The sequence below is a fragment of the Pseudomonas sp. LBUM1644 genome, from assembly GCF_059716195.1.
In genome coordinates this window covers 230,007-255,499 of the sequence record NZ_CP166812.1, presented here as the reverse complement: position 1 = coordinate 255,499, position 25,493 = coordinate 230,007, and the positions used below count along the sequence as shown (strand labels likewise).

Here is a 25,493-nt window from a genome sequence, read left to right as displayed (position 1 = left end):
TGGCTCATGTAGGAGCTGCCGCGGGCTGCGATCTTTCTACAGGATCACTCGTCGTTGCTGTTCCCACGAAATTTAAACAAATCCCGCCGCTGTTTCTTGCTCGGCTTGCCGTCGGTGCTTACACCCAACGCGCCCGCTTTGCGCATGGCCGCTGCCGCTTCGCGCTTGGCGATGCTGGCTTCGGTTTCGGCGTATAGCGTCTGAGCCTCCGGCGCCCCGCGACGCACAATCGACAACGCCTGGACCACCACCGTGCGCTCCTCAAACCCAGCGCGAATCTGAAACTCGTCGCCGATCCTTGGCTCCTTGCCCGGCTTGCAGCGCTCGCCCCGACAATGCACCTTGCCGCTTTCTATCGCCGCCTTGGCCAAGGCACGTGTTTTATAAAATCGCGCCGCCCACAACCACTTATCGAGACGGACTTTGTCGTCCTCTTCCTGTATTTGTGCCATATGAATTCCTCTTTCAGCTAATAGTCGGAACTGTACTACCGTTTCTGTCGGGCGCAAGAACCCGGCCCTCCAGATAGAATGTGACCTTGGCCGGCTCACCGGCATGGAGTAATCGAGTGACTGTATTTCCGTCTTCATTGACTGCGCCCAAGGGCGGATGCCAGGGCTGTCAGCAAAGCGAGCCTTTGGGCTTTGATTTTTCCTTCGCCTACCAACCGATCGTCGATTTGCGCGATCAGTCGATTTTCGCCCATGAGGCACTCGTGCGCGGCGTAAACGGTGAGGGCGCGCGCTCGATCCTCGATCACGTTACCGAAAACAACCGCTACCGCTTCGACCAGCTCTGCCGGACCCGAGCCATTGAAGGTGCGGCGAATTTAAGTATGCAGACACACTTGTCGATCAACTTCATGCCCAACGCCGTGTACCGCCCCGAGCTGTGTATTCGCAGCACGCTGGAGGCCGCGAAAAAACACAACTTCCCCATCGAGCGACTGATTTTCGAAACGCTGGAAAGCGAGCACGTAGATAACTATCGCCATTTGACTAATATTCTGCGTGAATACCGCGAATTCGGCTTCAAGACCGCCATCGACGATTTCGGCGCGGGCTACTCGGGGCTCAATCTGCTGGCTGATTTCCAACCGGACCTGATCAAACTCGACATGGCACTGATCCGCGATGTCGACCGCGATCGTGTTCGTCAGGCTATCGTTCGGGGGATTGTCACAATCTGTGCGGAGTTGGACGTTACAGTCATCGCCGAAGGCATTGAAAGCGCTGGAGAACGGGATTTCCTGGCGGACTGTGGAATTTTTCTAATGCAGGGTTACTGGTTCGCCAAACCTGCATTCAAAGCGTTGGCTCAGGTTCCACCTGAAGCCTGGACGCGATAATCGCCGGTTTTTCCTATTGAAGACATTTGACCATTTGACCGTTGTCGGTCTGCGCGAGTGGGTGGCGCTCCCGGGTTTGGGAGTCGCGGGCCTTCGGGCAAAAATCGACACCGGCGCCAGTACCTCCAGCCTGCACGCCACCGACATCGAGCCGTTCGAGCGCGATGGCGAACAGTGGGTGCGCTTCACCGCGCACTTGGGCACGGTGGTGCAACTGCGTCACCGACGCTGCGAAGCACCGCTGGTGACGATGAAAACCATCAAGAGCTCCAACGGTCACGCGCAAAAGCGTTACGTGGTCAGCACGACCCTGGCCCTCGGTGATCGGGTCTGGCCGGTCGAGTTCACACTCGCCTGCCGCAAGTCCATGCGTTATCGCCTGCTCCTCGGCTCCAAAGCCTTGATCGACGGCCAATTGGTGGTCAATCCGGGCATTAAATATGTACAAGACAAGCCGGTGTTCCCGGTATCTACCTTCTCCACAGGTGTTGCATGAAGATCGCTGTGCTGTCGCGGAACCCGCGTCTATATTCCACTCGTCGACTGGTCGAAGCCGGAACTGAACGTGGACATGAAATGGTGGTGGTCGACACCCTGCGCGCCTACATGAACATCGCCAGCCACAAACCGCAGATCCACTACCGCGGCAAGCCGCTGGAAGGTTTCGACGCGGTGATCCCGAGGATCGGTGCGTCGGTGACGTTTTATGGCTGCGCGGTGTTGCGCCAGTTCGAAATGATGGGGGTGTTTCCGCTCAACGAATCGGTGGCGATTGCCCGTTCGCGGGACAAACTGCGCTCTCTGCAATTGCTCTCACGTCGCGGGATCGGTTTGCCGGTCACGGGATTTGCACACTCCCCTGATGACATTCCCGACTTGATCGACATGGTCAACGGCGCACCGCTGGTGATCAAGGTGCTGGAAGGCACCCAAGGCATCGGCGTGGTGCTGTGTGAAACCGCGACGGCGGCGGAATCGGTGATCGAGGCGTTCATGGGCCTCAAGCAGAACATCATGGTTCAGGAGTACATCAAGGAAGCTGGCGGCGCGGACATTCGCTGCTTCGTGGTCGGCGACAAGGTGATCGCAGCGATGAAGCGCCAGGCCAAACCTGGGGAGTTTCGCTCGAACCTGCATCGGGGTGGCAGTGCCAGTCTGATCAAGATCACGCCGGAAGAACGCATGACCGCATTACGCGCGGCGAAGGTCATGGGATTGGCGGTGGCAGGCGTGGATATCCTGCGTTCCAACCACGGGCCGTTGGTGATGGAAGTGAACTCGTCGCCGGGTCTGGAAGGGATTGAGACCACCACCGGGAAGAATGTGGCGGGGATCATCATCGAGCATCTGGAGAAGAATGGTGGCCCGAACATGACTCGGACCAAAGGTAAGGGTTGAAGCAAAAGATCGCAGCCTGCGGCAGCTCCTACAGGGTACGCATTTCCTTGTAGGAGCTGCCGCAGGCTGCGATCTTTTCAGCCGTTAAACCGCATCCCGAGGCAACATCAACCCAAGCGGCAAGCGAACCCGCGCTTCCAGCCCACCACCGGACCGATTACGCAGCTCAACATTCCCGCCATGCATCGAAGCAATCCGCTTCACGATCGCCAGGCCCAAGCCGGTTCCTTTACCACCGCGGGCACGATCACCCCGGGTGAACGGGTTGAAAATCGCTTCCAGCTCCGACGGATCAATCCCCGCCCCACGGTCCAGGACGCTCAGCACCACGTACGGTGCACTCACATCCCCGGACACATAAGCCGCGACTTCAACGCTGCTACCGGCGTGATGCAACGCGTTGCCGATCAGGTTGTTCAACAAGCGCTTCATCGACACCCGACGCAACGGAAACGGCTGGATTGGTTCCAGGCGCAGGCGCACTTTCTCTTCATTCTGGTTGTACGGCGCGGCGACTTCGCGCACCAGATCGGTCAAGTCCACCTCCTCCACCGATTCGTCGCGGCCATCGCGGATGAACGCCAGAAACTGGTCGAGAATCGCGTCCATGTCTTCGATGTCGCGAACCATGTCGTCCGTCAGGTCGTTGCGGTCGCCCATCAGCTCCAGTGACAGCCGCAGACGAGTCAACGGCGTACGCAGGTCATGGGACACCCCGGCCAGCATCAACTCACGCTCGCGTCCGGCCTGTTCGACGTCTTCGGCCATCTGGTTGAAGGCGCGATACACCTCGGTCATCTCGCTCGGCGTATCACTGATCGGCAGGCGCACGCTGCGCCCCTGACCGAGTTGCCTTGCGGCGTAGACCAGGCGCTTCAAGGGTTGATTGAGCTGGCTGACGAAGATCCACGCCGACGCCGTGGACAGCAAGCCAATGGCGAGGAACCAGCCAAGCACGTTCCAGATTTTCTGGCCACGCAGCGGATGTGGATAAAGTGGCACTTTCAGCCAGCCATCGCCCAGGCTGGGCGCCCGAACCCACAGTGCCGGCGGCGAATGCATGCGTAATCGGACTTCAGTGTCGACACCCAGCTCTGCCTGCATCTGCCGCTGGTAAATCTCGCTGTAGGGCCAATGCTGTTCGCCCTCCGGCACACCGGCGCCCACTACCCGGATCAGGGTGGCGGCTTCGGCGATCTTTTCGCGGTTTTTTTCATCTGCCGCCCAGTAGGCGCGCAGCGTCAGGGCGACGCCGTGGCTGTACTGGCGATCCACCAGCACGTCTTCGTTCATCAGCAGATAAACCAGCGTCAGCGCCTTGGAGAACAGGACAACGATCAGCACCAGCCACAGGGTGCGGGAGAAAAAGCTCTGGGGGAACCAAACGGGGGTTTTCATGGATAACCGCTACACACTTGCAGGAGCGAGCGATGCTCGCATATTGCGGATCGCGAGTCTGCGGTCCAATCGACCGCAAGACCCGCTCCTACAAATCGCCGATCACTTGGTGGCGGCGCCATCCGGAACGAACACGTAACCCACGCCCCAAACGGTCTGGATGTAGCGCGGCTTGGACGGATCGGGTTCGATCATCCGACGCAGACGGGAGATCTGCACGTCGATGGAACGTTCCAGGGCATCCCACTCGCGACCACGGGCCAGGTTCATCAGTTTGTCGCGGGTCAGTGGCTGGCGCGCGTTCATCACCAACGCCTTGAGTACCGCGAACTCACCGGTGGTGAGCATGTGCACTTCGTCACCGCGCTTGAGTTCGCGAGTGGCGAGGGACAGTTCGTAATCACCGAAGGTCACGCTCTCGTCTTCGCTGCCCGGTGCGCCCGGCACCGGAGTCGACTGGCGGCGCAGGACCGCTTTGACGCGGGCCATCAGCTCGTCCGGGTTGAACGGCTTGGCCAGGTAATCGTCGGCACCCAGCTCCAGGCCCTTGATACGGCTCAGCTCGTCACCCTTGGCGGTGAGCATGATGATCGGAATCTGATTGTTCGCTGTACGCAGGCGGCGGCAGGCGGTCAGACCGTCTTCGCCGGGCAGCATCAGGTCGAGAACAACCAGGTTGAACACTTCACGCGCCAGCAGGCGGTCCATTTGCTCAGTGTTCGGTACAGCGCGGGCACGGTAGCCCTTGCTGACGAAAAAACGTTCCAGCAGGCTGCTGAGCCCCGGATCGTCGTCAACAATAAGAATTTTTTCGCCTTCAGCAATGTTTGCAGTGCTGCTCATTGGATGCTCCTTTGATCTCGGCGCGCATTATGGCGTAGCTGCCGTTATACGCACCGTGTGCATTGTTAGCAGATTTTTCCTTCACCGCCAGGAATCCGGGCATTGTGCCTACAGCCTGTGATGCCCCCGAATGACAGAACGCTGGTTATAATGCCCGGCCTTTTGTGTCAGGCAACGTCTGATCATTGCGACCGGGAGCCGCTTTTTATTTCCATGGCGCCGGCAGTATTTGTTCGATTTCACGGGTCAACGGAATGCCTGTTGATCCAGGTAGCGGCGCAGGCCAGGCCGCTCAACCAGACTCGCCGAGCCTCTATCTCTGCGCCTGCGAGCCTGCTTTCACAATTTGTCAGGTGGTTTTATGGACAGCATCAACAGCCGCATTGCCGAGGAACTCGGTGTACGCCCACAACAGGTCGAAGCGGCCGTCGCGCTACTCGATGAAGGCTCTACCGTTCCCTTCATCGCCCGTTACCGGAAAGAAGTGACCGGCAGCCTCGATGACATCCAGTTGCGTCATCTGGAAGAGCGTCTGCGCTACCTGCGAGAACTCGACGAACGGCGCATCAGCATCCTCGCCAGCATCCAGGAACAAGGCAAGCTGACCCCGCAACTTGAACGGGACATCAAGCTCGCCGACACCAAGACCCGCCTCGAAGACTTGTACCTGCCGTACAAGCAGAAGCGCCGCACCAAGGGCCAGATTGCCCTGGAAGCCGGCCTCGGTGAATTGGCCGACGGCCTGTTCAACGACCCGAGCTTGACGCCAGACGCTGAAGCCGCGCGCTTCGTCGACGCCGAAAAAGGCGTGGCCGACGTGAAGGCCGCCCTCGAAGGCGCCAAGTACATCCTGATGGAGCGCTTCGCCGAAGACGCTGGTCTGCTGGATAAACTGCGCAGCTATTTGAAGCAGGAAGCCACCCTCAGTGCCCGCGTGATCGCCGGCAAGGAAGAGGAAGGCGCCAAGTTCCGCGACTATTTCGAACACGATGAACCCTTGAAAAGCATGCCGTCGCACCGCGCGCTGGCGATTTTCCGTGGCCGCAACGAAGGCATTCTGAGTTCGGCGCTGAAAGTCGGCGACGAACTGCCGGGCACCATGCACCCGTGCGAAGGCATGATCGGCCAGCAATTCGGCATCCAGAACCAGAACCGCGCCGCCGATAAGTGGCTAGGCGAAGTCGTGCGCTGGACCTGGAAGGTCAAGCTCTACACGCACCTCGAAACCGACCTGCTGGGCGAACTGCGCGACGGCGCGGAAACCGAAGCAATCAACGTGTTCGCGCACAATCTGCACGACTTGCTCCTGTCGGCCCCGGCCGGTCCGCGCGCCACGCTGGGCCTCGACCCGGGCCTGCGCACTGGCTGCAAGGTCGCCGTGGTCGATTCGACCGGCAAGTTGCTGGATCACGCCACGGTTTACCCGCACGTGCCACACAACAAGTGGGACCAGACCCTCGCGATCCTCGCCGCCCTGTGCGCCAAGCACTCGGTGGACCTGATCGCCATCGGCAACGGCACCGCCAGCCGCGAAACCGACAAGCTCGCCGCTGAACTGATCAAAAAATACCCAGCGATGAAGATGACCAAAGTCATGGTCTCCGAGGCCGGCGCATCGGTTTACTCGGCGTCGGAGCTGGCGTCCAAGGAATTCCCGGACCTCGACGTGTCGATCCGTGGCGCGGTGTCGATTGCCCGTCGCCTGCAGGATCCATTGGCCGAGTTGGTGAAGATCGACCCGAAATCCATCGGTGTCGGCCAGTACCAGCACGACGTGTCGCAGCTGAAACTGGCGCGCGGCCTGGACGCGGTAGTCGAGGACTGCGTGAACGCCGTGGGCGTGGACGTGAATACCGCTTCGGTGGCGCTGCTGGCCCGTATCTCCGGCCTCAACGCGACCCTGGCGCAGAACATCGTCAGCCACCGCGACGAGCACGGCGCGTTCAAGACCCGTGCGGCGTTGAAGAAAGTCGCTCGCCTGGGTGAAAAAACCTTCGAACAGGCTGCCGGTTTCCTACGCGTCATGAACGGTGACAACCCGCTGGATTCGTCCGCGGTTCACCCGGAAGCCTATCCGCTGGTACAGCGCATTGCCGCTGAAACCGACCGCGACATCCGCTCGCTGATCGGCGACGCGAGTTTCCTCAAGCGCCTGGACCCGAAGAAGTACACCGACGAAACCTTCGGTCTGCCCACCGTCACCGACATTCTGCAAGAACTGGAAAAACCGGGTCGCGATCCACGTCCAGAGTTCAAGACCGCCGAGTTCCAGGAAGGCGTCGAAGAACTCAAGGATCTGGAGCTGGGCATGATCCTCGAGGGCGTGGTGACCAACGTGACCAACTTCGGGGCGTTCGTCGATATCGGCGTGCATCAGGACGGTTTGGTGCACATCTCTGCGCTTTCGGAGAAGTTCATCAAGGATCCGCGCGAAGCGGTGAAGGCCGGTGACGTGGTGAAAGTGAAGGTCATGGAAGTCGACATCCCGCGCAAACGCGTTGGCCTGTCGATGCGCATGAGCGACACACCGGGCGAGAAAATCGACGGCGCCCGTGGCGCGCGTCCGGGGTCGGCGCCGCGCCAGTCCCAGAACAGCGCACCGCGTAAAGAAACAACAGCGGCGGCCCCGGCCAATAACGCCATGGCTTCGCTGTTCGCCAACGCCAAGCAGTTGAAGAAACGCTGATGGACATCCCTGCCGGGCTGACCGAAAGCGCGTTTTTCAAGCTGCTGGGCTGTCGCTTGCACAGCCTGGAGACCGGGGTGGCGCAAATTGCCCTGGCGCTTGAGCCGCAATTGCGCAATCGCGGCGGCAAGCTGCACGGCGGGGCCTTGTTCAGTCTGGTGGACATTGCCATGGGGCTGGCCTGTTCCAGCACCCACGGTTTTGACCAGCAGAGCGCGACCATCGAATGCAAGATCAACTACATTCGCGCCGTGTCTGACGGTGAAGTGATGTGCACGGCACGGGTGATCCACCCGGGCCGCCGCACGTTGGTGGTCGAGGCCGATGTGATGCAGGGCGACAAACTCGTCGCAAAAGCACAAGGCACGTTCGCTGTCCTGTAGCTAGATGTCACCCATTTGAGTTAATTTCAGCGCAATGCATCTTGTAGGAGCGAGCTTGCTCGCGATGGTGCTGTGTCAAACGGTACTTGTGTTGACTGAACCCTCATCGCGAGCAAGCTCGCTCCTACAGGGGAAGGCCCACGCGGTCCGAAAACCAGGCGAAAACGCCAGTTTTAACTTCACCCTTGTAGACCGTCTTGCCCACCCCCATATTGGGGCGACTGACGCGTGAAGGAATCCAACTTGAGCGAACTTCTCAACCGCCGCCTGGCTCTGCTCGGCGAGCGCGCTAACCTCTCTCTGCTCGAACAGTGCCTTCACGGCATCGAACGTGAATGCCTGCGCGTGACCGGCGAAGGTCGCCTGGCGCAAACGCCGCACCCGGAAGAATTGGGTTCCGCGCTGACCAATGAACAAATCACCACCGACTATTCCGAGTCGCTGCTGGAGTTCATTACCCCGGCCCTGCCAGACCCTGCGGAAACGCTGGCGAGCCTGGACAAGATTCATCGCTTTGCCTACAGCAAGCTCGGCAACGAGTTTCTGTGGAGTCCATCGATGCCGTGCCCGTTGCCGGCCGAGGAAGACATCCCGATTGCCTATTACGGCACGTCCAACATCGGTCAACTCAAGTACGTCTACCGCAAGGGCCTGGCCCTGCGCTATGGCAAGACCATGCAGTGCATTGCCGGGATTCACTACAATTTTTCCCTGCCGGAAAAGCTCTGGCCGCTGCTCAAGACAGCTGAAGGCTTTGTCGGCACCGACCGCGACTATCAGTCGTCGGCCTACATCGCGCTGATCCGTAACTTCCGTCGCTACAGCTGGCTGCTGATGTACCTGTTCGGCGCGTCGCCAGCGCTGGATGCCGGTTTCCTGCGCGGTCGTTCGCACCAGTTGGAACAACTGGACCCGGACACCTTGTACCTGCCGTACGCCACCAGCCTGCGCATGAGCGACCTGGGTTACCAGAGCAACGCCCAGGCCGGTCTGACGCCGTGCTACAACGATCTGGCCAGCTACACCGACAGCCTGCGCAAAGCGGTGGCCACGCCGTATGCGCCATATGTCGAAATCGGAACGCACCAGGACGGTGAGTGGGTTCAGCTCAACACCAACATCCTGCAGATCGAAAACGAGTACTACTCCAACATCCGCCCGAAACGCGTGACCTACACCGGCGAGCGGCCGATCCAGGCGCTGGTGGCCCGCGGCATCCAGTATGTCGAAGTGCGTTGCCTGGACATCAACCCGTTCCTGCCGATGGGCATTGATCTGACCGAGTCGCGCTTTCTCGACGCGTTCCTGCTGTACTGCGCGCTGAACGACAGCCCCCTGTTGACCAATACGTCTTGCGGCAACGCGACCGCGAACTTCCTCAGCGTGGTCAAGGAAGGTCGCCGCCCGGGCCTGCAATTGCACCGCAATGGTCAACCGGTTGACCTGAAAGAGTGGGCCAGCGAGTTGCTGGAGAGCATTGCGCCACTCGCCGCGCTACTGGACCAGAGCCAGGGCGGCGATGCCCACAGCACGGCATTGGATGCGCAACTGGCCAAGGTCAAGGACCCCTCCCTGACGCCATCGGCCCAGGTACTGGCGGCAATGGCCGAACACAAGGAGAGCTTCAGCCAGTTCTCCTTGCGTCAGAGCCAGGCGCACGCGGAGTTTTTCCGCAGCGAGCCGCTTTCAAGCGCAGACCAAGCGAAATTTGAAGAGCGGGCGCGTTCTTCGCTGGCTGAGCAAGTGGAGCTGGAGCGGAACGAAGTGGGCGATTTCGATGTGTTTGTCGGGTCGTATCAGGCGAGTATTCTGGCGATCAGTAACTAAGCGGCGCCTGTCAAAAGATCGCAGCCTTCGGCAGCTCCTACAGGGATCGGCTGAAGTCTGCGATTTTTTTTGCCCGCGCCGAGCATTTCCGGGCTCGCACGCAACCTTTGTAGGAGCTGCCGCAGGCTGCGATCTTTTGATCTGTAAATTCTTCCGCTCATAAGCTAATTCGAAAAAGTTATTTATTTTAGAATTCTTAGATCATTTAGTCTCCATTCACGCCGATCCTCGGTCGCCTGATATGGAGCTCTCCAATGAAACTGCACTTCCCTCTTCGCCTCCTGGCGGCCGCTTCTTTGGCTGCAGCGAGTTTCCTGGCCCAGGCAGCCGACGTCACCGTCGCCTACCAGACCACCGTTGACCCGGCGAAAGTCGCCCAGGCCGACGGCGCTTACGAAAAAGCCACCAACGCCAAGATCGACTGGCGCAAATTCGATAACGGTGCCGACATCATCGCCGCCATCGCGTCCGGCGACGTGCAGATCGGCTACCTCGGTTCCAGCCCGCTGACGGCTGCGATTACTCGCAAGGTTCCGGTTGAAACCTTCCTCATCGCCACGCAGATCGGTGCCGCCGAAGCGCTGGTCGCTCGCGACGGTTCCGGGATCAAGACGCCGCAAGACCTGATCGGCAAGAAAATCGCCGTTCCCTTCGTTTCCACCGGTCACTACAGCCTGCTCGCCGCGCTGAAGCACTGGAACATTGATCCGTCGAAAGTCACCGTCCTCAACCTCGCACCGCCAGCCATCATTGCCGCCTGGAAGCGCGGTGATATCGACGCCACTTACGTTTGGGACCCAGCGCTCGGCGTGGCGAAAGAAAATGGCAAAGTGCTGATCACCTCTGGCGAGCTCGCCAAGTTCGGCGCACCGACCTTCGATGCGTGGATCGTGCGCAAAGACTTCGCCGAGAAGCACCCGGAAATCGTCACCGCGTTCGCCAAGGTGACCCTGGACGCCTATGCCGACTACCGCAAAGACCCGAAAGCCTGGCTCGCCAATCAAAGCAACGTCGACAAACTGGTGAAACTCTCCGGCGCCAAGGCCAGCGACATTCCATTGCTGCTGCAAGGCAACGTCTACCCGCTGGCGGCTGATCAGGTGATCACCCTCGGCGCACCGACCACCAAAGCCATCACCGACACCGCCACGTTCCTCAAGGAACAAGGCAAGGTCGAGGCCGTGCTGCCGGATTACGCACCGTACGTCAGCGCCAAGTTCATCACCAACTGATCCGGAGTTAATTGCGATGGCTTTGCTACAGCTGGAGCGCATCAGCGCACAGTACCCCGGCAGCCCGGAACCCGTGCTGGCGGACATTTCCCTGAGCCTTGGGCCCCAGCAGTTGCTGGTTGCCCTCGGCCCGTCCGGCAGTGGCAAGACTTCGCTGTTGAACCTGATTGCCGGTTTCGTCGAGCCCAGTGCCGGGCACATCACCCTCGACGGCGTGCCGGTCAAAGGCCCGAGTGCCGAACGCGGGGTGGTGTTCCAGGACGACGCCTTGCTGCCTTGGCAGGACGTGCTCGCCAACGTTGGATTCGGTCTTGAGCTGGCGGGCGTGTCCCGGGACAAACGTGAAGTTCGCGCCCGGGAAATGCTCGCACTGGTCGACCTTTCAGGTTTCGAACACCGCCGCATCTGGCAACTTTCGGGCGGCCAGAAGCAGCGGGTCGGCCTGGCCCGTGCGCTCGCTGCCGACCCTCGCGTCCTGCTGATGGACGAACCGTTCGGCGCCCTCGATGCCTTCACCCGCGAACAGATGCAAGAACTGCTGCTGCAAGTCTGGCAGCGCACCGCCAAGCCGGTATTTCTGATTACCCACGACATCGAGGAAGCGGTGTTCCTCGCCACAGACCTGATTCTACTGGCGCCAAACCCTGGGCAAATCGTCGAGCGCCTGAGCCTGGATTTCGGCCAGCGTTACGCCGCCGGTGAGTCGGCGCGGGCGATCAAGTCCGACCCGCGCTTTATCGAAACCCGCGAACACGTACTCGCCAAAGTGTTCTCCCAACGCAGCGCCGTTCAGCGCCAGGAGCTCGCATGAGCAGCTATGAAATCCCGGCCGTCACGGTCAAACCGGGGTCGAAGGCAAGTTCTGTTCGTCGCAGCTTGAGTACTCGCTGGATCAGCGTGCTGACGCTGGTCGCGCTCGTTTTCATCTGGTGGGCCGTCACGGCCACTGGAATGATCGAACCGCTGTTCCTGCCGCCACCGTCCGCCGTGCTGCAAAAAGGCTGGCTGCTGGTGACCACCGGCTATATGGATTCGACGTTATGGCAGCACTTGGGCGCCAGTCTGGGTCGAATCGGCCTGGGCCTTGGCTTCGCGGTGCTGACCGCCGTGCCGATCGGCATCGCCATCGGCCACAATCGGATCGCGCGCGGGATTCTCGATCCGCTGATCGAGTTCTACCGCCCGATTCCGCCGCTGGCCTATCTGCCGTTGATCGTGATCTGGTGCGGCATCGGTGAGCTGTCGAAAGTGTTGTTGATCTACCTCGCGATTTTCGCCCCGATTGCCATCGCTACCGCCACCGGTGTGCGCACGGTCGACCCGGCCAAGTTGCGCGCCGCGCAGTCCTTGGGCGCGACCCGGGCGCAGTTGATTCGCCATGTGATTTTGCCTAGCGCGCTGCCGGACATCTTGACCGGCGTGCGCATTGGCCTGGGCGTGGGCTGGTCGACGCTGGTCGCCGCCGAACTGATCGCCGCCACCAGCGGTTTGGGGTTCATGGTGCAGTCGGCCGCGCAATTCCTTGTCACCGATGTCGTGGTGCTGGGGATCCTGGTGATCGCCCTGATCGCCTTCGCCATGGAACTGGGCCTGCGCGCCCTGCAACGCAAACTGGTGCCGTGGCACGGCCAGGCTCACTGAAGCGTTCGAATGCGCCCCCCCCTTTTTTTGGATCAACCCTGTAGGAGCTGCCGAAGGCTGCGATCTTTTGATCTTGCCCCTCGACAGAAAAGTCAAAAGATCGCAGCCTTCGGCAGCTCCTACAGGTGCAGTGTCGTTTACAACATTTAAATACGACATCCGGATTGAAGAGAAAGACCATGAGCAACCTGACAATCGTCCCTTTAAGCTCCGCCCTCGGCGCGCAAATCAGCGGCATCGACATCAGCCAGCCGCTGGCCCTGGAACAACGCGACGCCATTGAGCAAGCCCTGCTCAAGCATCAGGTGTTGTTCTTTCGTGACCAGCCGATCAACCCGCATCAGCAGGCGCGATTCGCCGCACACTTTGGCGACCTGCACATTCACCCGATCTACCCGAATGTGCCAGAACAGCCGGAAGTTCTGATTCTCGACACCGCCGTCACCGACGTGCGCGACAACGCCATCTGGCACACCGACGTGACCTTCTTGCCAACCCCAGCCATGGGCGCGGTGCTCAGCGCCAAGCTGTTGCCGGAATTTGGCGGCGACACGTTGTGGGCCAGCGGAATTGCGGCGTATGAAGCGCTGTCCGCACCGATGAAAACCTTGCTCGAAGGGCTGACGGCCACTCACGATTTCACTCGTTCGTTCCCGCTGGAGCGCTATGGCAACACGCCTGAAGCGTTGGCTCAGTGGGAAGAGGCACGCCGCAAGAACCCGCCGCTTTCGCACCCGGTGATTCGTACGCATCCAGTGAGCGGGCGTCGGTCGTTGTTCGTCAATGAAGGCTTTACGTCGAAGATCAATGAGCTGTCGGAGACTGAAAGCGAGGCGATTCTGAAGTTGTTGTTCGCCCATGCGACGCGGCCGGAATTTACCATTCGCTGGCGCTGGCAGAAGGATGACGTGGCGTTCTGGGATAACCGCGTGACACAGCACTATGCCGTGGATGATTACCGGCCGGCGCGGCGGGTGATGCAACGGGCTACGGTGTTGGGGGATGTGCCGTTTTAAGATCAAAAGATCGCAGCCTGCGGCAGCTCCTACAGGGGTTGTATGATCCTGTAGGAGCTGCCGCAGGCTGCGATCTTTTGCTTTTGCGGGTTACTCAGCTGTCGAAGGCTTCTCCCAAAGATTGATTCCGCCCTCCTGGGCAAACCGGTCAATCTCCGCCAGTTCCTCAGCGCTGAAGCTCAGGTTTTTCAACGCACCGACGTTCTCGATTATCTGCTCCGGCCGGCTCGCGCCGATCAGCGCCGACGTCACTCGCGGATCCCGCAGGGTCCAGGCCAATGCCAATTGCGCCAGGCTTTGACCACGACGCTTGGCGATCTCATTGAGCCCACGCACATGGGCAATGTTGGCTTCGGACAAATGCGATGACTGCAACGAACCACCGCCCGGACGATTGACCCGCGCATCCTTCGGAATACCGTTGAGGTATTTGTCGGTCAACAGCCCCTGTGCCAAGGGCGTGAAGGCAATCACACCGGTGCCGAGTTCGTCGGTGACCTCCAGCAGGTCCTTTTCCACCCAGCGATTCAGCAGGTTGTAAGCCGGCTGATGGATCAGCAACGGCACTTTCCACTCTTTCAGCAGCGCCGCCATCTCCCGGGTTTTCACCCCGGAATATGACGAGATGCCGATGTACAGCGCCTTGCCCTGCTGCACCGCAGTCGCCAGTGCGCTGGCCGTTTCTTCCAGCGGCGTGTCCGGGTCGAAACGGTGGGAGTAGAAAATATCCACATAATCCAGGCCCAGTCGCTGCAGGCTCTGATCGAGGCTCGCCAGTACATATTTGCGTGAACCACCGCCCTGCCCGTAAGGACCGGGCCACATGTCCCAACCGGCCTTGCTGGAGATGATCAGTTCATCGCGATACTGCTTGAAATCTTCACGCAGCAAACGGCCGAAATTGATTTCGGCGCTGCCATACGGTGGGCCGTAATTGTTGGCCAGGTCGAAGTGGTTGATCCCCAGATCGAACGCCGTGCGCAGCAACGAGCGCTGGGTATCGATCGGCGTGCTGTCGCCGAAGTTGTGCCACAGGCCCAGGGACAACGCCGGCAGTACCAGGCCGCTGCGACCGACGCGGCGGTAAGGGATGGAGTCGTAGCGGTTTTCGGCAGCGGTGTAGGTCATCGAATCCTCTCTTGTCTGTCTTGAAGTTGGTATCGACTGCTTCGCAAGTTGCCCAGCATACGCCCAGACAAACGCCGATAAACCTCTGACGCGAGAAAATGCTGAAACGTTTCACAGATTTCATCTTCGGCGTCATGACTATCGGCAAGATCAAAAGATCGCAGCCTTCGGCAGCTCCTACAGAGGACACATTCCCTTGTAGGAGCTGCCGAAGGCTGCGATCTTCTGATCTTTAGACTGCATCCGCAAACACCTCCCCCAACCAATCCACAAACACCCGAACCCGTGGCGACATGTGTCGGTTGTGGGGATACAACACGGAAACCGGCATCGGCGGGGGTGGTGTGTCGGTCAGGACTTCCTGCACCAAGCCCTGGGCGATCTGCGTTTCCATTCGGTAGTGCGGGCACTGGATCAGACCCAGCCCCGCGATCGCCGATGCCGCATAGATCTCTGCACCAAAAACCGACAAAGCGCCTTCAATAGCGATTTCCCGCAACGCTCCGTCAACCATGAACTCGAACGGAAACTGCTTGGCGGTAGTGCGCGAGACGTAGTTCACCGCGCGGTGATGTTTCAGGTCTTCGAGGGTTTTCGGCTCGCCGTACTTGCGCAGATAGGACGGGCTGGCGCAGGTGATCTGGCGCAGGTTGGCCACGCGTTTGCCGATCAGTGCCGAGTCGCCCAGCGTGCCGGCGCGCAGCACGCAGTCAACGCCTTCAGCAATCAGGTCGACGAAACGGTCGGACTCGCTGATGGACAGTTCAATCTGCGGGTAGCGCTGCATGAACGCCGGCAACGCGGGGATCACAAAACTCTTCGCCAGCGTGCCGTGGAGGTCAACGCGTAATCGGCCTTTCGGTGCGCAGCCACGAAAAGCCAGTTCAGCCTCTTCCAGTTCCGCCAGCAATTGCACACAGCGCAAGTAGTAGGCCTCGCCATCCAGCGTAGGACGAACCTTACGCGTACTGCGCTCGAGCAAACGCGTGCCGAGCCAGGCTTCGAACTGATTCAACGTGTGGGTCAGCGTCGCTCGGGGCAAATTCAGGTCATCTGCCGCCAGGGTGAAGCTGCTGCGCTCGTAGATCCGCACGAACACCTTCATCGCTTTGACTTGATCCACGGTACGCTCCTGCCCTTCGATTGTTGGCGATTATTGAACAGTCAAGGCAACTCTCAAGCATTTATCGGTCTGAGTAAACATGTGAAATTGGCTTCACCCCATGCAATCGCCTTCACAGGAATCACCGCCATGACTACTCAAACTTCGAAAGTCGCCATCGTGACCGGCGCCTCCCGCGGCATCGGTGCTGTCATCGCCAAACAACTGGCCAATGAAGGCTTTGCCGTCGCCATCAACTACGCCAGCAGCGCCACCGAAGCATCAAAGCTGGTTGTCGAATTGCGTCAGGCCGGTCGTCGGGCCATAGCGATCAAGGCCGATGTGGCCAGCTCCGAGGATGTGCGCCGGATGTTCGACGAGACTGAAGCGCAATTGGGCAAGGTCGACGTGCTGGTGAACAACGCCGGTATCCTCAAGGTCCTGCCACTGGCGCAGCACTCTGACGAGTTGTTCGACCAAAACTTCAACATCCACGCCCGTGGCACCTTCAACACCCTGCGTGAAGCCGCCACGCGCCTGAACGCAGGGGGGAGGATCGTCAACTTTTCCAGCAGCACCGTCGGCATGAACCTGCCGGGCTATGCGGTGTACATCGCGAGCAAAGCAGCGGTAGAGTCCCTGACCCAAGTGTTCGCCAAAGAAATGCGCGGGCGGCAGATCACCGTCAACGCCGTGGCGCCAGGCCCGGTCGCGACCGAGCTGTTTTTGCACGGCAAGAGTGAAGAACAGATCCAGAGTTTCGCCAAGATGGCGCCGCTGGAGCGTTTGGCCCAGCCGGAGGATATTGCTCGTGTCGTGTCATTTCTGGTGGGGCCGGAATCGGCTTGGTTGAACGGGCAAATCCTGCGGGTCAATGGTGGGTTGGTTTAAGCTGATTTGCAGGCAGGCTCGACGCCTTCGCGGGCAAGCCTCGCTCCTCAGATATCACCATCCGTAGGAGCGAGGCTTGCCCGCGAAGGCGGACTCAAGGCGACACACACCTGAAGGACGAAATCAGACATGCACACCACGATTATCATCACCTTCGGCCTGATCCTCCTGGCGCTGATGCTGTTCATCGGCGAAAGAATCGGCTTCAGCCGCCAGACCCTGGCCTACGGCTTTGTCGTGCTGTGGCTGGCGCTGACGTTGATCAACGGGGCGGTCGGCATGGTCCACGCCGGCCAGCCGTTTAGTACGGAACTGGCCGTCGGCAGCGCCGTGTTCGGTGTGCCCGTGGCGGCGCTGGTGTTGTTCATGGTGTTGAGCAGCGACACGTAAATGCTCGATCAACGCACCAAATGCAAAAACTGCAGGTGCCGCTCGTACTGATCAAGGATGTCGTTGATGATCTGTTCCTTGGTGTAGCCCACCAGATCGTAGTCCTGACTGCCCTCGCTCAAATGCACTTCAGCCCGGTAATAACGGCGATTGTTGAGTTCCTTGGAGCCCATGCCGCCACGCGCAAACGACGGCGTGAAATATCCGCGCATCTGCACCTGATAGATGAACGGGTGCTCCTCGCCATGACCGATTTCCAGGCTGACATTGTCGTTGGCCGGGTCCGGCTGAGTCATCACGTTCAGCCCCTTCTCGACGAACACGGCCGACACCTCCTCAATGGCCGGACGCACCGTCGACTCGAGAAAACGATAGACCTCATCCCGCGACGGGAAATGCACGGCCTGACTCAGGCGCTGACGCCAACCACCACGCCGTGACCCGGACACCGGGGCCAGGGAATGCAGTTGCGCAATCTGCTTCTGCGACTCCAGATAAAACGCCTTGTGCAGCCCCCACATCATCAGTAGCAAGATCATCGAGAACGGTAGCGAGGTCAGCACCACCGCTGACTTCAGCGCATCGATGCTGCCGGAGAACAGCAGCGCACTGGTCACCAGCGCGGTCATCGCCCCCCAGAACACCCGCAGCCATTTCGGTCCATCTTCATCCGGGTTGCCGCCCTTGGCCGATAACGTCGACAGCACCACCGTGCCGGAGTCGGCCGATGTGACGAAGAACACGAAGCTGATAAACACCGTGACCGCGATGACCGTTTTGCTCCACGGGTACGTTTCCAGCAGCAGGTAAAGGGTCATCGATGGGTTGTCGATGGCCGACATGCCGAGGGCACTCATGCCGTGGTTGAGCACTTGATCGATGGCGCTATTACCGAAGATCGACATCCACGCCAATGTGAAGCCGAGCGGAATCAGCAGCACGCCGAAGACGAATTCACGGATGGTCCGGCCGCGGGAAATCCGCGCGATGAACAGGCCCACGAACGGCGACCATGCAATCCACCACGCCCAATAGAACACCGTCCAGCTGCCCAGCCAGTCACTGGGTTTGTCGTAGGCGTAAAGATCGAAACTCTTCATCGGCAAGGCGCCGAGATAGTCGCCGATATTCTGGATCAAGGTGTTGAGCAGGTGCTGAGTCGGGCCGGCGAACAGCACGAACAGCAGCAACGCGCAGGCCAGCAGCATGTTGATGTCGGACATCACCCGCACGCCTTTGTCGACGCCGGAGACCGCGACAATGATCGCCGCGCCCATCATCAGCGTGATCAGGCCGACCTGAACCCATTGGGTGTGCGCGATGCCGAACAGGTAGTCCAGACCCGAGTTGAGGTGCAACACGCCAAAGCCCATGTCGGCGCCGAGGCCGAACACCGTGGCGATGATGCCGAAGCCATCCACCGCGTAGCCGATGGGGCCGTTGATGCGTTTGCCAATCAGCGGATAAAGCGCCGAACGCAAGGCCAGCGGCAGGTTATGCCGGTAAGCGAAGTAGGCCAGCGCCATGCCGACGAAGGCGAACACGCCCCAGCCGTGCAGGCCCCAGTGCAAAAACAGAATCTGCATCGCCTGGCGCGCCGCGTCCGCCGTGCCGGCTTCGCCTTGGGGCGGTTGCGCCAGGTGGGTCAGCGGTTCGGATACGCAAAAGAAGAACAGCGTGATGCTGATCCCGGCGGCGAACAGCATGCCGGCCCAGGACAGGTAACTGAATTCGGGCTCGTCGTGGTCGGCACCGAGCTTGATCTTGCCGTAGCCGGACAAGGCGGTGACCACCACGAAGACCAGATACAGGGACATCGCGAGCATGTAATACCAGCCGACCGTGTTGGCCGCCCAGTTTTGCGCCTGCAAAAGCCAGGCGCCGGCCTGTTCAGGCAGGGCGATGACGACGATGCCGAACACAAAGATAAACGTCGCCGCGAAGTAAAACACCGGCGGATTCATGCGGACCTGGCCGCTGGCGGGGGTGGACGATGCACTCATGAAAGGTGCACCTCGAGGGGGTAGAACCTGGTGTTCGAAAACGGACTCGGCAAAGGCAAGCCTCCTGTTGTGAGCGGGCAGCAAACCGGTGGTTTAACTTGAATGAGCGTTCAAGTTAAACATGAATAGGGGGCTAAGGACTAATCGCAAGGCTCGGCGGTACTGTTCGTACGCTAGCTCAAGGATGGGTATGACGTGGGGTTTGGACGATTTTGTAGGAGCTGTCGAGTGAAACGAGGCTGCGATCTTTTGACTTTAAGTGTTGCGGTGTTTTGAAAAGATCGCAGCCTCGTTTCACTCGACAGCTCCTACAGTTCGTGCAGCTAACAGAAGCGGGTTACTTCTGCGTCCCGTCGTCATGCTGCAGATTCGCCTGCGTCAGGTTGCACCCAGCCGGCACGCTGCGGGTCAGCCACACATTGCCGCCAATGGTCGAACCTTTGCCAATGGTGATCCGCCCCAAAATCGTCGCTCCGGCATAAATCACCACATCGTCCTCAACAATCGGATGCCGCGGATGGCCCTTTTGCAACTGACCGTCCTCGTCCGACGGGAAGCGCTTGGCGCCCAAGGTCACGGCCTGATAAATCCGCACGCGCTCGCCAATGATCGCGGTCTCGCCAATCACCACGCCTGTCCCGTGATCAATAAAGAAGCTGCGGCCGATCTGCGCCCCCGGGTGTATATCGATACCGGTTGCCGAATGCGCAATTTCCGCGCTGATCCGCGCCAGCAGCGGTAAGCCCGCACGGTACAAATGGTGAGCCAGGCGATGGTGAATCACCGCCAGAATTCCCGGATAGCACAGCAACACTTCATCGACGCTGCGCGCCGCCGGGTCGCCGTGATAAGCCGCGAGCACATCGGTATCCAGCAAGGCACGTAGCCCTGGCAAGGCGAGGGCGAAATCCTGGATGATCGAAATGGTCTTGGCCTCGACCTCGGCGCCAGCTTCCTCACGGTGGCGCGCGGCATATCGCAGTTCGAGTCGCGCCTGCGCCAACAACGCATTCAGTGCCACGTCCAGCGTATGACCCACGTAGAAGTCTTCACTCTCTTCGCGCAAGTCCACCGGGCCCAGGCGCATCGGGAACAACGCACCGCACAACGCTTCGAGAATCTCCGACATCGCCGCTCGCGAAGGCAACTCACGACCGCCCTGCTCGCCGCTGGCGCGGCCGTTTTGTGCGCGCCACTGGTCACGCGCCGTGCGCAGCTGGCTGACGATGGTCTGCAATTGCCAATGGCTCGAACGCTCGCTCACGGTAAAAACTCCTCACGGGCGGCCGGACTGTCTGGCCGCGCTGACGGCGCTTACTTTACGGCAACGCCAGGAAGTCGAATTAAGAACCAATAGTGCTGTGATCCGCTCAATTGGATATATGCGATTGGCGGTTGCCGGGTTTTTTACCCGTGCCTATAGTCCTGACATCTTCCTCCGCCAGTACGGAACCATGATCAAACAACAGCTCGCCCGTTTTGACCGACTCGATCTGCTCGGCCATTCCACGCCTCTGGAAAAACTCGAACGCCTGTCGACCTGGCTGGGCCGCGACGTGTATGTCAAACGCGACGACCTGACGCCGTTGGCGATGGGTGGCAACAAGTTGCGCAAACTCGAATACCTGGCCGCCGATGCCGTGGCCCAGGGTGCCGATACCCTGATCACGGCGGGTGCGCTGCAGTCCAATCACGTGCGCCAGACGGCCGCCATTGCCGCCAAGCTTGGCCTGGGGTGTGTTGCGCTGCTGGAAAACCCCTTGGGCACCGACGACGCCAACTATGTCGGCAACGGCAATCGACTGTTGTTGGACCTGTTCCAGGCCAAAGTTGAGTTGGTGGAAAACCTCGACAACGCCGACGAACAATTGCAGGCCCTGGCTGAGCGTCTGCGCCAGAACGGTAAAAAACCGTATCTGGTGCCGATTGGTGGCTCCAACGCGTTGGGCGCCCTGGGCTACGTACGTGCGGGGCTGGAACTGGCCGAGCAGATCAAGGATACCGGCCTGACGTTCGCGGCCGTGGTCCTGGCCTCGGGCAGCGCCGGGACCCACAGTGGGCTGGCGTTGGCACTCAGTGAAGTGCTGCCGGAATTGCCAGTGATTGGCGTCACCGTGTCCCGTAGCGATGAAGATCAGCGGCCGAAAGTCCAGGGGCTCGCCGAGCGCACGGCCGAGCTGCTGGGCGTCAGTCTGCCGAGCAGTTTCAAGGTCGAGTTGTGGGACGAGTATTTCGGCCCGCGCTATGGTGAGCCGAATGCCGGGACGTTGGCGGCGGTGAAATGGGTGGCGAGCCAGGAAGGTTTGCTGCTGGATCCGGTGTACACCGGCAAGGCCATGGCGGGATTGCTCGACGGGATTGGGCGTCAACGTTTCGATGAGGGGCCGATCATCTTCCTGCACACCGGTGGGGCGCCGGCGTTGTTTGCCTACAAAGACTTTCTCTAAAAAAACCAAGATCAAAAGATCGCAGCCTGCGGCCGCTCCTACACGGGCCGACCTGTAGGAGCTGCCGCAGGCTGCGATCTTTTCAACAAGCGTTACATATTTCCAAAAAGAATATTAAACGTAACATTTATTATTTTATTATCTAAAACCCTCATCATATAGTCACGCCGCAGGCGAATTTGGCGAGAGACGCATAAGCTGCTTTAGGGCAGGATATCGCTGTCGTCCAAATCCCGATTTTGCCAACTTTCCTAAAAGCGTCTTCCATAAGAAAACACAGGGGCTTGTCATGAATTTTTCCGCACTACGTCGAAATCTGCTGGTGGGTTCGCTGGGTCTGGCACTCAGTGCCGGCCTTTTGGGGCAAGCAGTTGCCGGTGAGCAACTGCAAAAAATCAAAGACGCCGGCGTAATCAACGTTGGCCTGGAAGGCACTTACCCACCGTTCAGTTTCGTCGACGCCGACGGCAAACTGGCCGGCTTCGAAGTCGAGTTCTCCGAAGCCCTGGCCAAAGAGCTGGGTGTGAAGGCCAAACTGCAACCGACCAAATGGGACGGCATCCTCGCGGCCCTGGAGTCCAAGCGTCTGGACGTGGTGATCAACCAGGTGACCATCTCTGAAGAACGCAAGAAGAAGTACGACTTCTCCGAGCCGTACACCGTATCCGGGATTCAGGCGCTGGTTCTGACCAAGAAGGCTGCGGAACTAAACATCAAGACTGCCGCTGACCTGGCCGGCAAGAAAGTCGGCGTAGGCCTGGGCACCAACTACGAACAATGGCTCAAGGACAACCAACCAAAAGCCATCATCAAGACCTACGACGATGATCCGACCAAGTTCCAGGACCTGCGTAACGGCCGCACCGACGTCATTCTGATCGACCGCCTCGCCGCACTGGAATATGCCAAGAAGGCCACGGACACTACCGCCGCCGGCGACGCGTTCTCCCGCCAGGAAGCCGGTATTGCCCTGCGCAAAGGTGAGCCTGAACTGCTGGCCGCGGTCAACAAGGCGATCGATAAACTTCGCGCCGACGGCACCCTGAAAAAGCTTTCGGAAAAATACTTCAGCGCTGACGTCACCCAATAATGGAAGAAGCTTTCCAACTCGCGCTGGATTCCGCGCCCTTCCTGCTGAAGGGCGCGTACTACACGGTCATCTTGAGCCTCGGCGGGATGTTCTTCGGCCTCGTGCTGGGCTTCGGCCTGGCATTGATGCGCCTGTCGCGCTTCAAACTGGTGAGCTGGATCGCCCGCATCTACGTGTCGTTCTTTCGCGGCACGCCGTTGCTGGTGCAACTGTTCGTGATTTATTACGGCTTGCCGCAATTGGGCATCGAACTCGATCCAATTCCGGCGGCCATGATCGGCTTCTCGCTGAACATGGCCGCCTACGCCTGTGAAATCCTGCGTGCCGCGATCAGCTCCATCGAGCGCGGCCAGTGGGAAGCTGCCGCGAGTATCGGCATGACCCGCGCGCAGACCCTGCGCCGGGCCATCCTGCCGCAAGCGATGCGCACGGCCTTGCCACCGTTGGGCAATAGCTTCATTTCGCTGGTCAAGGACACGGCGCTGGCCGCCACCATTCAGGTGCCGGAGCTGTTCCGTCAGGCACAGCTGATCACCGCCCGCACCTTCGAAGTGTTCACCATGTATCTGGCCGCCGCACTGATCTACTGGATTCTTGCAACGATGCTTTCGCACCTGCAGAACCAGTTGGAAGCGCGGGTCAATCGGCACGACCAGGAGTCCTGACCCAATGATTGTCGTGGAAAAACTGACAAAGCAGTTCAAGGGTCAAGTGGTGCTCAACGGCATCGATCTGGAGGTGAAGGAAGGCGAAGTCGTGGCCATCATCGGGCCTAGCGGCTCGGGTAAAACCACGTTTCTGCGTTGCCTGAATTTTCTGGAGGAACCCACCAGCGGCCGGATCAAGGTCGGCGACATCGAGATCGATGGCAGCCGTCCGTTGAACCAGCAGCAAAGCCTGGTACGGCGATTACGCCAACACGTCGGTTTCGTGTTCCAGAACTTCAACCTGTTCCCCCATCGCACCGCCCTGGAAAACGTCATCGAAGGCCCGATCGTGGTGAAGAAAATCCCACGGGCCGACGCCGTTGCCTTGGGTAAAAAGCTGTTGGCCAGGGTAGGCCTGGCGGGCAAGGAAGACGCTTACCCGCGACGCCTTTCCGGTGGCCAGCAACAGCGTGTGGCGATTGCACGTGCGCTGGCGATGGAGCCTGAAGTGATTCTGTTCGATGAACCCACCTCTGCGCTCGATCCGGAACTGGTAGGTGAAGTGCTGGCGACCATTCGCAGCCTGGCCGAGGAGAAGCGCACCATGGTCATCGTCACCCACGAAATGGGCTTTGCTCGCGACGTGGCGAACCGTGTGGTGTTTTTCGACAAGGGTGTGATCGTCGAGCAAGGCGAAGCCAAAGCATTGTTTGCCAATCCTAAAGAAGAACGGACGAAACAATTCCTCAGCAAGTTCCTTAATAACGCTCATCACTGAGTTTTATTAAATAATGTCAACTTCCAGGGATGGAAGTTACATTTACTCCTCTGCAACACTCCCCTCAGCAATTACTTAAATCGCACGAAAATATACTTCTCTCTATCGCCCTGTGCGGTACATACCTATATTCAGTAAACGATTTATTGCACCCGAAACCCAGACACTTCACCTGCCCTTGCAGACCATGGCTTGGCCCACCCCCACGCTTGAAATCGACTTATTGAGTGGTTTTATTCGACTGGGCGGTAGCGTTTATTACCTGTTACGCGTAGGAGTTTTCTGAATAACCAACAACGCCGCACCCAACTAATAAAGCCTATTGACACTTATTCATGCGCACTCTTATCTAGTACCCGCACACGCAAACTATTACCCGAAACCCATACATATTTTTCTTTAAGAAACGGACTTCGCTGCAAGACTTCAAGGAGAAACTCATGAAAAGCATCTCGAATAAATCCGAACTTGCGGCGCCGAAACTGGCGCACTCAAACAAGAGCGGCGTCAGCATCAACGCAGCGACTAATCTGCTGGTCGACGTCGCACCCTATCCCGGCATGGATGCAGGCGACCTGATCGAACTGTTCTGGAACAACTGCTACGTGGCCTCCAGGGTGCTGACCGCCAACGATGTCGGCAACGCCGTCAGCCTGCGGGTGCCAGAAAGCTTCATCGCCAATGGCACCTCGCGCGTGCATTACCGGGTCATGCAAGTGGGGCACGGGCCGGCGCTTTCAGCCGCGGTACGTGTCCAGATCAAACTCGATTGCCCCGGTGGCCAGTCGTCCGCGTTGTGTGGTGACGAAAACCAGAGCCTGGCACCGGTGGGCATTCCCGAGACCATCCGCCGCCAGGGGGTCAACCCGAACCAGATCAAGCGCGGCGTTCCATTGACCATCGAGCCGTACCTGAACATGGCCGCCGACGACGAAATTACCCTGCGCTGGGGCGATGTGCGCATGGACCTGCCACGGCTCAAGGCTGGCGACATCGGCGAGCCGATTCAGGTCTGGGTGCCGCCGGCAATCATTCTCGAAGCCGGCGAGGACCTGCGGCTGGAAGTGACTTACTGCATCCTCGACCGGGTGGGCAACAATTCACGCTGGGCGCCGCCGCGCAGGTTGAAGATTGGTTGCGCGAATCCTTATCTGAAAGTGCCGCCAAAGGAAACGCTCATGGCCGCTGAACCCCGCAAACGCTGAACCTTGTACATTCACTGTAGGAGCGAGCTTGCTCGCGAAG

General features: G+C 59.5%; 24 protein-coding genes. 17 read left to right on the top strand and 7 right to left on the bottom strand.

The window, feature by feature from the left end:
- Positions 1 to 44: 44 nt before the first annotated feature.
- Positions 45 to 452 (bottom strand): RNA-binding S4 domain-containing protein, encoded by a 408-nt coding sequence (locus ACA052_RS01210; protein ID WP_497648046.1) that lies wholly within the window; start codon positions 450 to 452, stop codon positions 45 to 47.
- A gap of 116 nt (positions 453 to 568) precedes the next feature.
- Between ACA052_RS01210 and rimA the strand changes: the two genes are divergently transcribed.
- Genes rimA through rimK form a run of 3 tightly spaced genes read left to right on the top strand, consistent with a single transcriptional unit; the run spans position 569 to position 2,746 of the window.
- Positions 569 to 1,348, top strand: coding sequence for a S6 modification regulatory phosphodiesterase RimA (gene rimA, locus ACA052_RS01205; protein ID WP_497648045.1), 780 nt, complete (start codon positions 569 to 571; stop codon positions 1,346 to 1,348).
- Positions 1,349 to 1,364: 16 nt separating this feature from the next.
- Positions 1,365 to 1,844, top strand: a complete 480-nt coding sequence (gene rimB, locus ACA052_RS01200) for a retropepsin-like aspartic endopeptidase RimB (protein ID WP_497648044.1) — start codon at positions 1,365 to 1,367, stop codon at positions 1,842 to 1,844.
- A complete protein-coding gene (gene rimK / locus ACA052_RS01195; RefSeq protein ID WP_003220641.1) occupies positions 1,841 to 2,746 on the top strand; it encodes a 30S ribosomal protein S6--L-glutamate ligase in 906 nt (301 codons plus the stop codon). Before rimB ends, rimK begins: the two co-directional genes overlap by 4 nt.
- Positions 2,747 to 2,830: 84 nt before the next feature.
- On the opposite strand, the gene ACA052_RS01190 is transcribed toward rimK, so the two are convergent.
- Both ACA052_RS01190 and ompR read right to left on the bottom strand, forming a co-directional pair.
- Entirely contained in the window at positions 2,831 to 4,144 is a 1,314-nt protein-coding gene (locus ACA052_RS01190; protein ID WP_497648043.1) for an ATP-binding protein, read from the bottom strand.
- Positions 4,145 to 4,246: 102 nt separating this feature from the next.
- Entirely contained in the window at positions 4,247 to 4,987 is a 741-nt protein-coding gene (gene ompR, locus ACA052_RS01185) for an osmolarity response regulator transcription factor OmpR (protein ID WP_027922237.1), read from the bottom strand.
- 361 nt (positions 4,988 to 5,348) lie between these two features.
- Here ompR and ACA052_RS01180 point away from each other — a divergent pair, with 361 nt between their 5' ends.
- The 7 genes from ACA052_RS01180 (at position 5,349) to tauD (ending at position 13,772) form a co-directional block, all read left to right on the top strand.
- On the top strand, positions 5,349 to 7,673 hold the full coding sequence (locus ACA052_RS01180; RefSeq protein WP_497648042.1) for a Tex family protein: 2,325 nt from the start codon (positions 5,349 to 5,351) through the stop codon (positions 7,671 to 7,673).
- Positions 7,673 to 8,056 carry a PaaI family thioesterase gene (locus tag ACA052_RS01175; protein WP_497648041.1) on the top strand — a complete coding sequence of 128 codons (384 nt, stop codon included), beginning with the start codon at positions 7,673 to 7,675 and terminating at the stop codon, positions 8,054 to 8,056. The genes ACA052_RS01180 and ACA052_RS01175 overlap by 1 nt, the downstream gene beginning before the upstream one ends.
- Positions 8,057 to 8,299: 243 nt before the next feature.
- Entirely contained in the window at positions 8,300 to 9,883 is a 1,584-nt protein-coding gene (gene gshA / locus ACA052_RS01170; RefSeq protein ID WP_497648040.1) for a glutamate--cysteine ligase, read from the top strand.
- Between the two features lie 254 nt (positions 9,884 to 10,137).
- Positions 10,138 to 11,115 carry a taurine ABC transporter substrate-binding protein gene (gene tauA, locus ACA052_RS01165; RefSeq protein ID WP_497648039.1) on the top strand — a complete coding sequence of 326 codons (978 nt, stop codon included), beginning with the start codon at positions 10,138 to 10,140 and terminating at the stop codon, positions 11,113 to 11,115.
- Between the two features lie 16 nt (positions 11,116 to 11,131).
- Positions 11,132 to 11,926 (top strand): taurine ABC transporter ATP-binding subunit, encoded by a 795-nt coding sequence (gene tauB, locus ACA052_RS01160; protein WP_497648038.1) that lies wholly within the window; start codon positions 11,132 to 11,134, stop codon positions 11,924 to 11,926.
- Entirely contained in the window at positions 11,923 to 12,756 is an 834-nt protein-coding gene (gene tauC / locus ACA052_RS01155) for a taurine ABC transporter permease TauC (protein ID WP_497648037.1), read from the top strand. Before tauB ends, tauC begins: the two co-directional genes overlap by 4 nt.
- Positions 12,757 to 12,935: 179 nt before the next feature.
- Positions 12,936 to 13,772: a taurine dioxygenase gene (gene tauD, locus ACA052_RS01150; protein ID WP_497648036.1), complete on the top strand. Its 837-nt coding sequence runs from the start codon at positions 12,936 to 12,938 to the stop codon at positions 13,770 to 13,772.
- Positions 13,773 to 13,862: 90 nt separating this feature from the next.
- Here tauD and mgrA read toward each other — a convergent pair whose 3' ends face one another.
- Together mgrA and ACA052_RS01140 are read right to left on the bottom strand one after the other, a co-directional pair.
- A complete protein-coding gene (gene mgrA, locus ACA052_RS01145) occupies positions 13,863 to 14,900 on the bottom strand; it encodes an L-glyceraldehyde 3-phosphate reductase (protein ID WP_497648035.1) in 1,038 nt (345 codons plus the stop codon).
- 232 nt (positions 14,901 to 15,132) lie between these two features.
- Complete coding sequence (locus tag ACA052_RS01140; RefSeq protein ID WP_497648034.1) at positions 15,133 to 16,023, bottom strand: LysR family transcriptional regulator; 891 nt, start codon at positions 16,021 to 16,023, stop codon at positions 15,133 to 15,135.
- Between the two features lie 129 nt (positions 16,024 to 16,152).
- Here ACA052_RS01140 and ACA052_RS01135 point away from each other — a divergent pair, with 129 nt between their 5' ends.
- Positions 16,153 to 16,893: an SDR family oxidoreductase gene (locus ACA052_RS01135; RefSeq protein ID WP_497648033.1), complete on the top strand. Its 741-nt coding sequence runs from the start codon at positions 16,153 to 16,155 to the stop codon at positions 16,891 to 16,893.
- Positions 16,894 to 17,022: 129 nt separating this feature from the next.
- Positions 17,023 to 17,283, top strand: a complete 261-nt coding sequence (locus ACA052_RS01130; protein WP_497648032.1) for a hypothetical protein — start codon at positions 17,023 to 17,025, stop codon at positions 17,281 to 17,283.
- An 8-nt stretch (positions 17,284 to 17,291) separates the two neighbouring features.
- Here ACA052_RS01130 and betT read toward each other — a convergent pair whose 3' ends face one another.
- Together betT and epsC are read right to left on the bottom strand one after the other, a co-directional pair.
- The gene (gene betT, locus ACA052_RS01125; RefSeq protein WP_497650249.1) at positions 17,292 to 19,247 is read right to left on the bottom strand and encodes a choline transporter BetT; all 1,956 of its coding nucleotides are present in this window, start codon (positions 19,245 to 19,247) and stop codon (positions 17,292 to 17,294) included.
- 376 nt (positions 19,248 to 19,623) lie between these two features.
- Entirely contained in the window at positions 19,624 to 20,550 is a 927-nt protein-coding gene (gene epsC, locus ACA052_RS01120; protein ID WP_497648031.1) for a serine O-acetyltransferase EpsC, read from the bottom strand.
- Between the two features lie 190 nt (positions 20,551 to 20,740).
- Between epsC and ACA052_RS01115 the strand changes: the two genes are divergently transcribed.
- The 5 genes from ACA052_RS01115 to ACA052_RS01095 all read left to right on the top strand — a co-directional run bounded on the left by ACA052_RS01115 (position 20,741) and on the right by ACA052_RS01095 (position 25,453).
- Positions 20,741 to 21,733: a D-cysteine desulfhydrase gene (locus ACA052_RS01115; RefSeq protein ID WP_497648030.1), complete on the top strand. Its 993-nt coding sequence runs from the start codon at positions 20,741 to 20,743 to the stop codon at positions 21,731 to 21,733.
- A 289-nt stretch (positions 21,734 to 22,022) separates the two neighbouring features.
- Positions 22,023 to 22,823: a cystine ABC transporter substrate-binding protein gene (gene tcyJ, locus ACA052_RS01110; protein WP_497648029.1), complete on the top strand. Its 801-nt coding sequence runs from the start codon at positions 22,023 to 22,025 to the stop codon at positions 22,821 to 22,823.
- Positions 22,823 to 23,488 carry a cystine ABC transporter permease gene (tcyL, locus tag ACA052_RS01105; protein ID WP_497648028.1) on the top strand — a complete coding sequence of 222 codons (666 nt, stop codon included), beginning with the start codon at positions 22,823 to 22,825 and terminating at the stop codon, positions 23,486 to 23,488. Before tcyJ ends, tcyL begins: the two co-directional genes overlap by 1 nt.
- 4 nt (positions 23,489 to 23,492) lie before the next feature.
- Entirely contained in the window at positions 23,493 to 24,248 is a 756-nt protein-coding gene (tcyN, locus tag ACA052_RS01100; RefSeq protein WP_497648027.1) for an L-cystine ABC transporter ATP-binding protein TcyN, read from the top strand.
- Between the two features lie 440 nt (positions 24,249 to 24,688).
- Positions 24,689 to 25,453 (top strand): hypothetical protein, encoded by a 765-nt coding sequence (locus ACA052_RS01095; RefSeq protein ID WP_497648026.1) that lies wholly within the window; start codon positions 24,689 to 24,691, stop codon positions 25,451 to 25,453.
- Positions 25,454 to 25,493 lie beyond the last annotated feature (40 nt).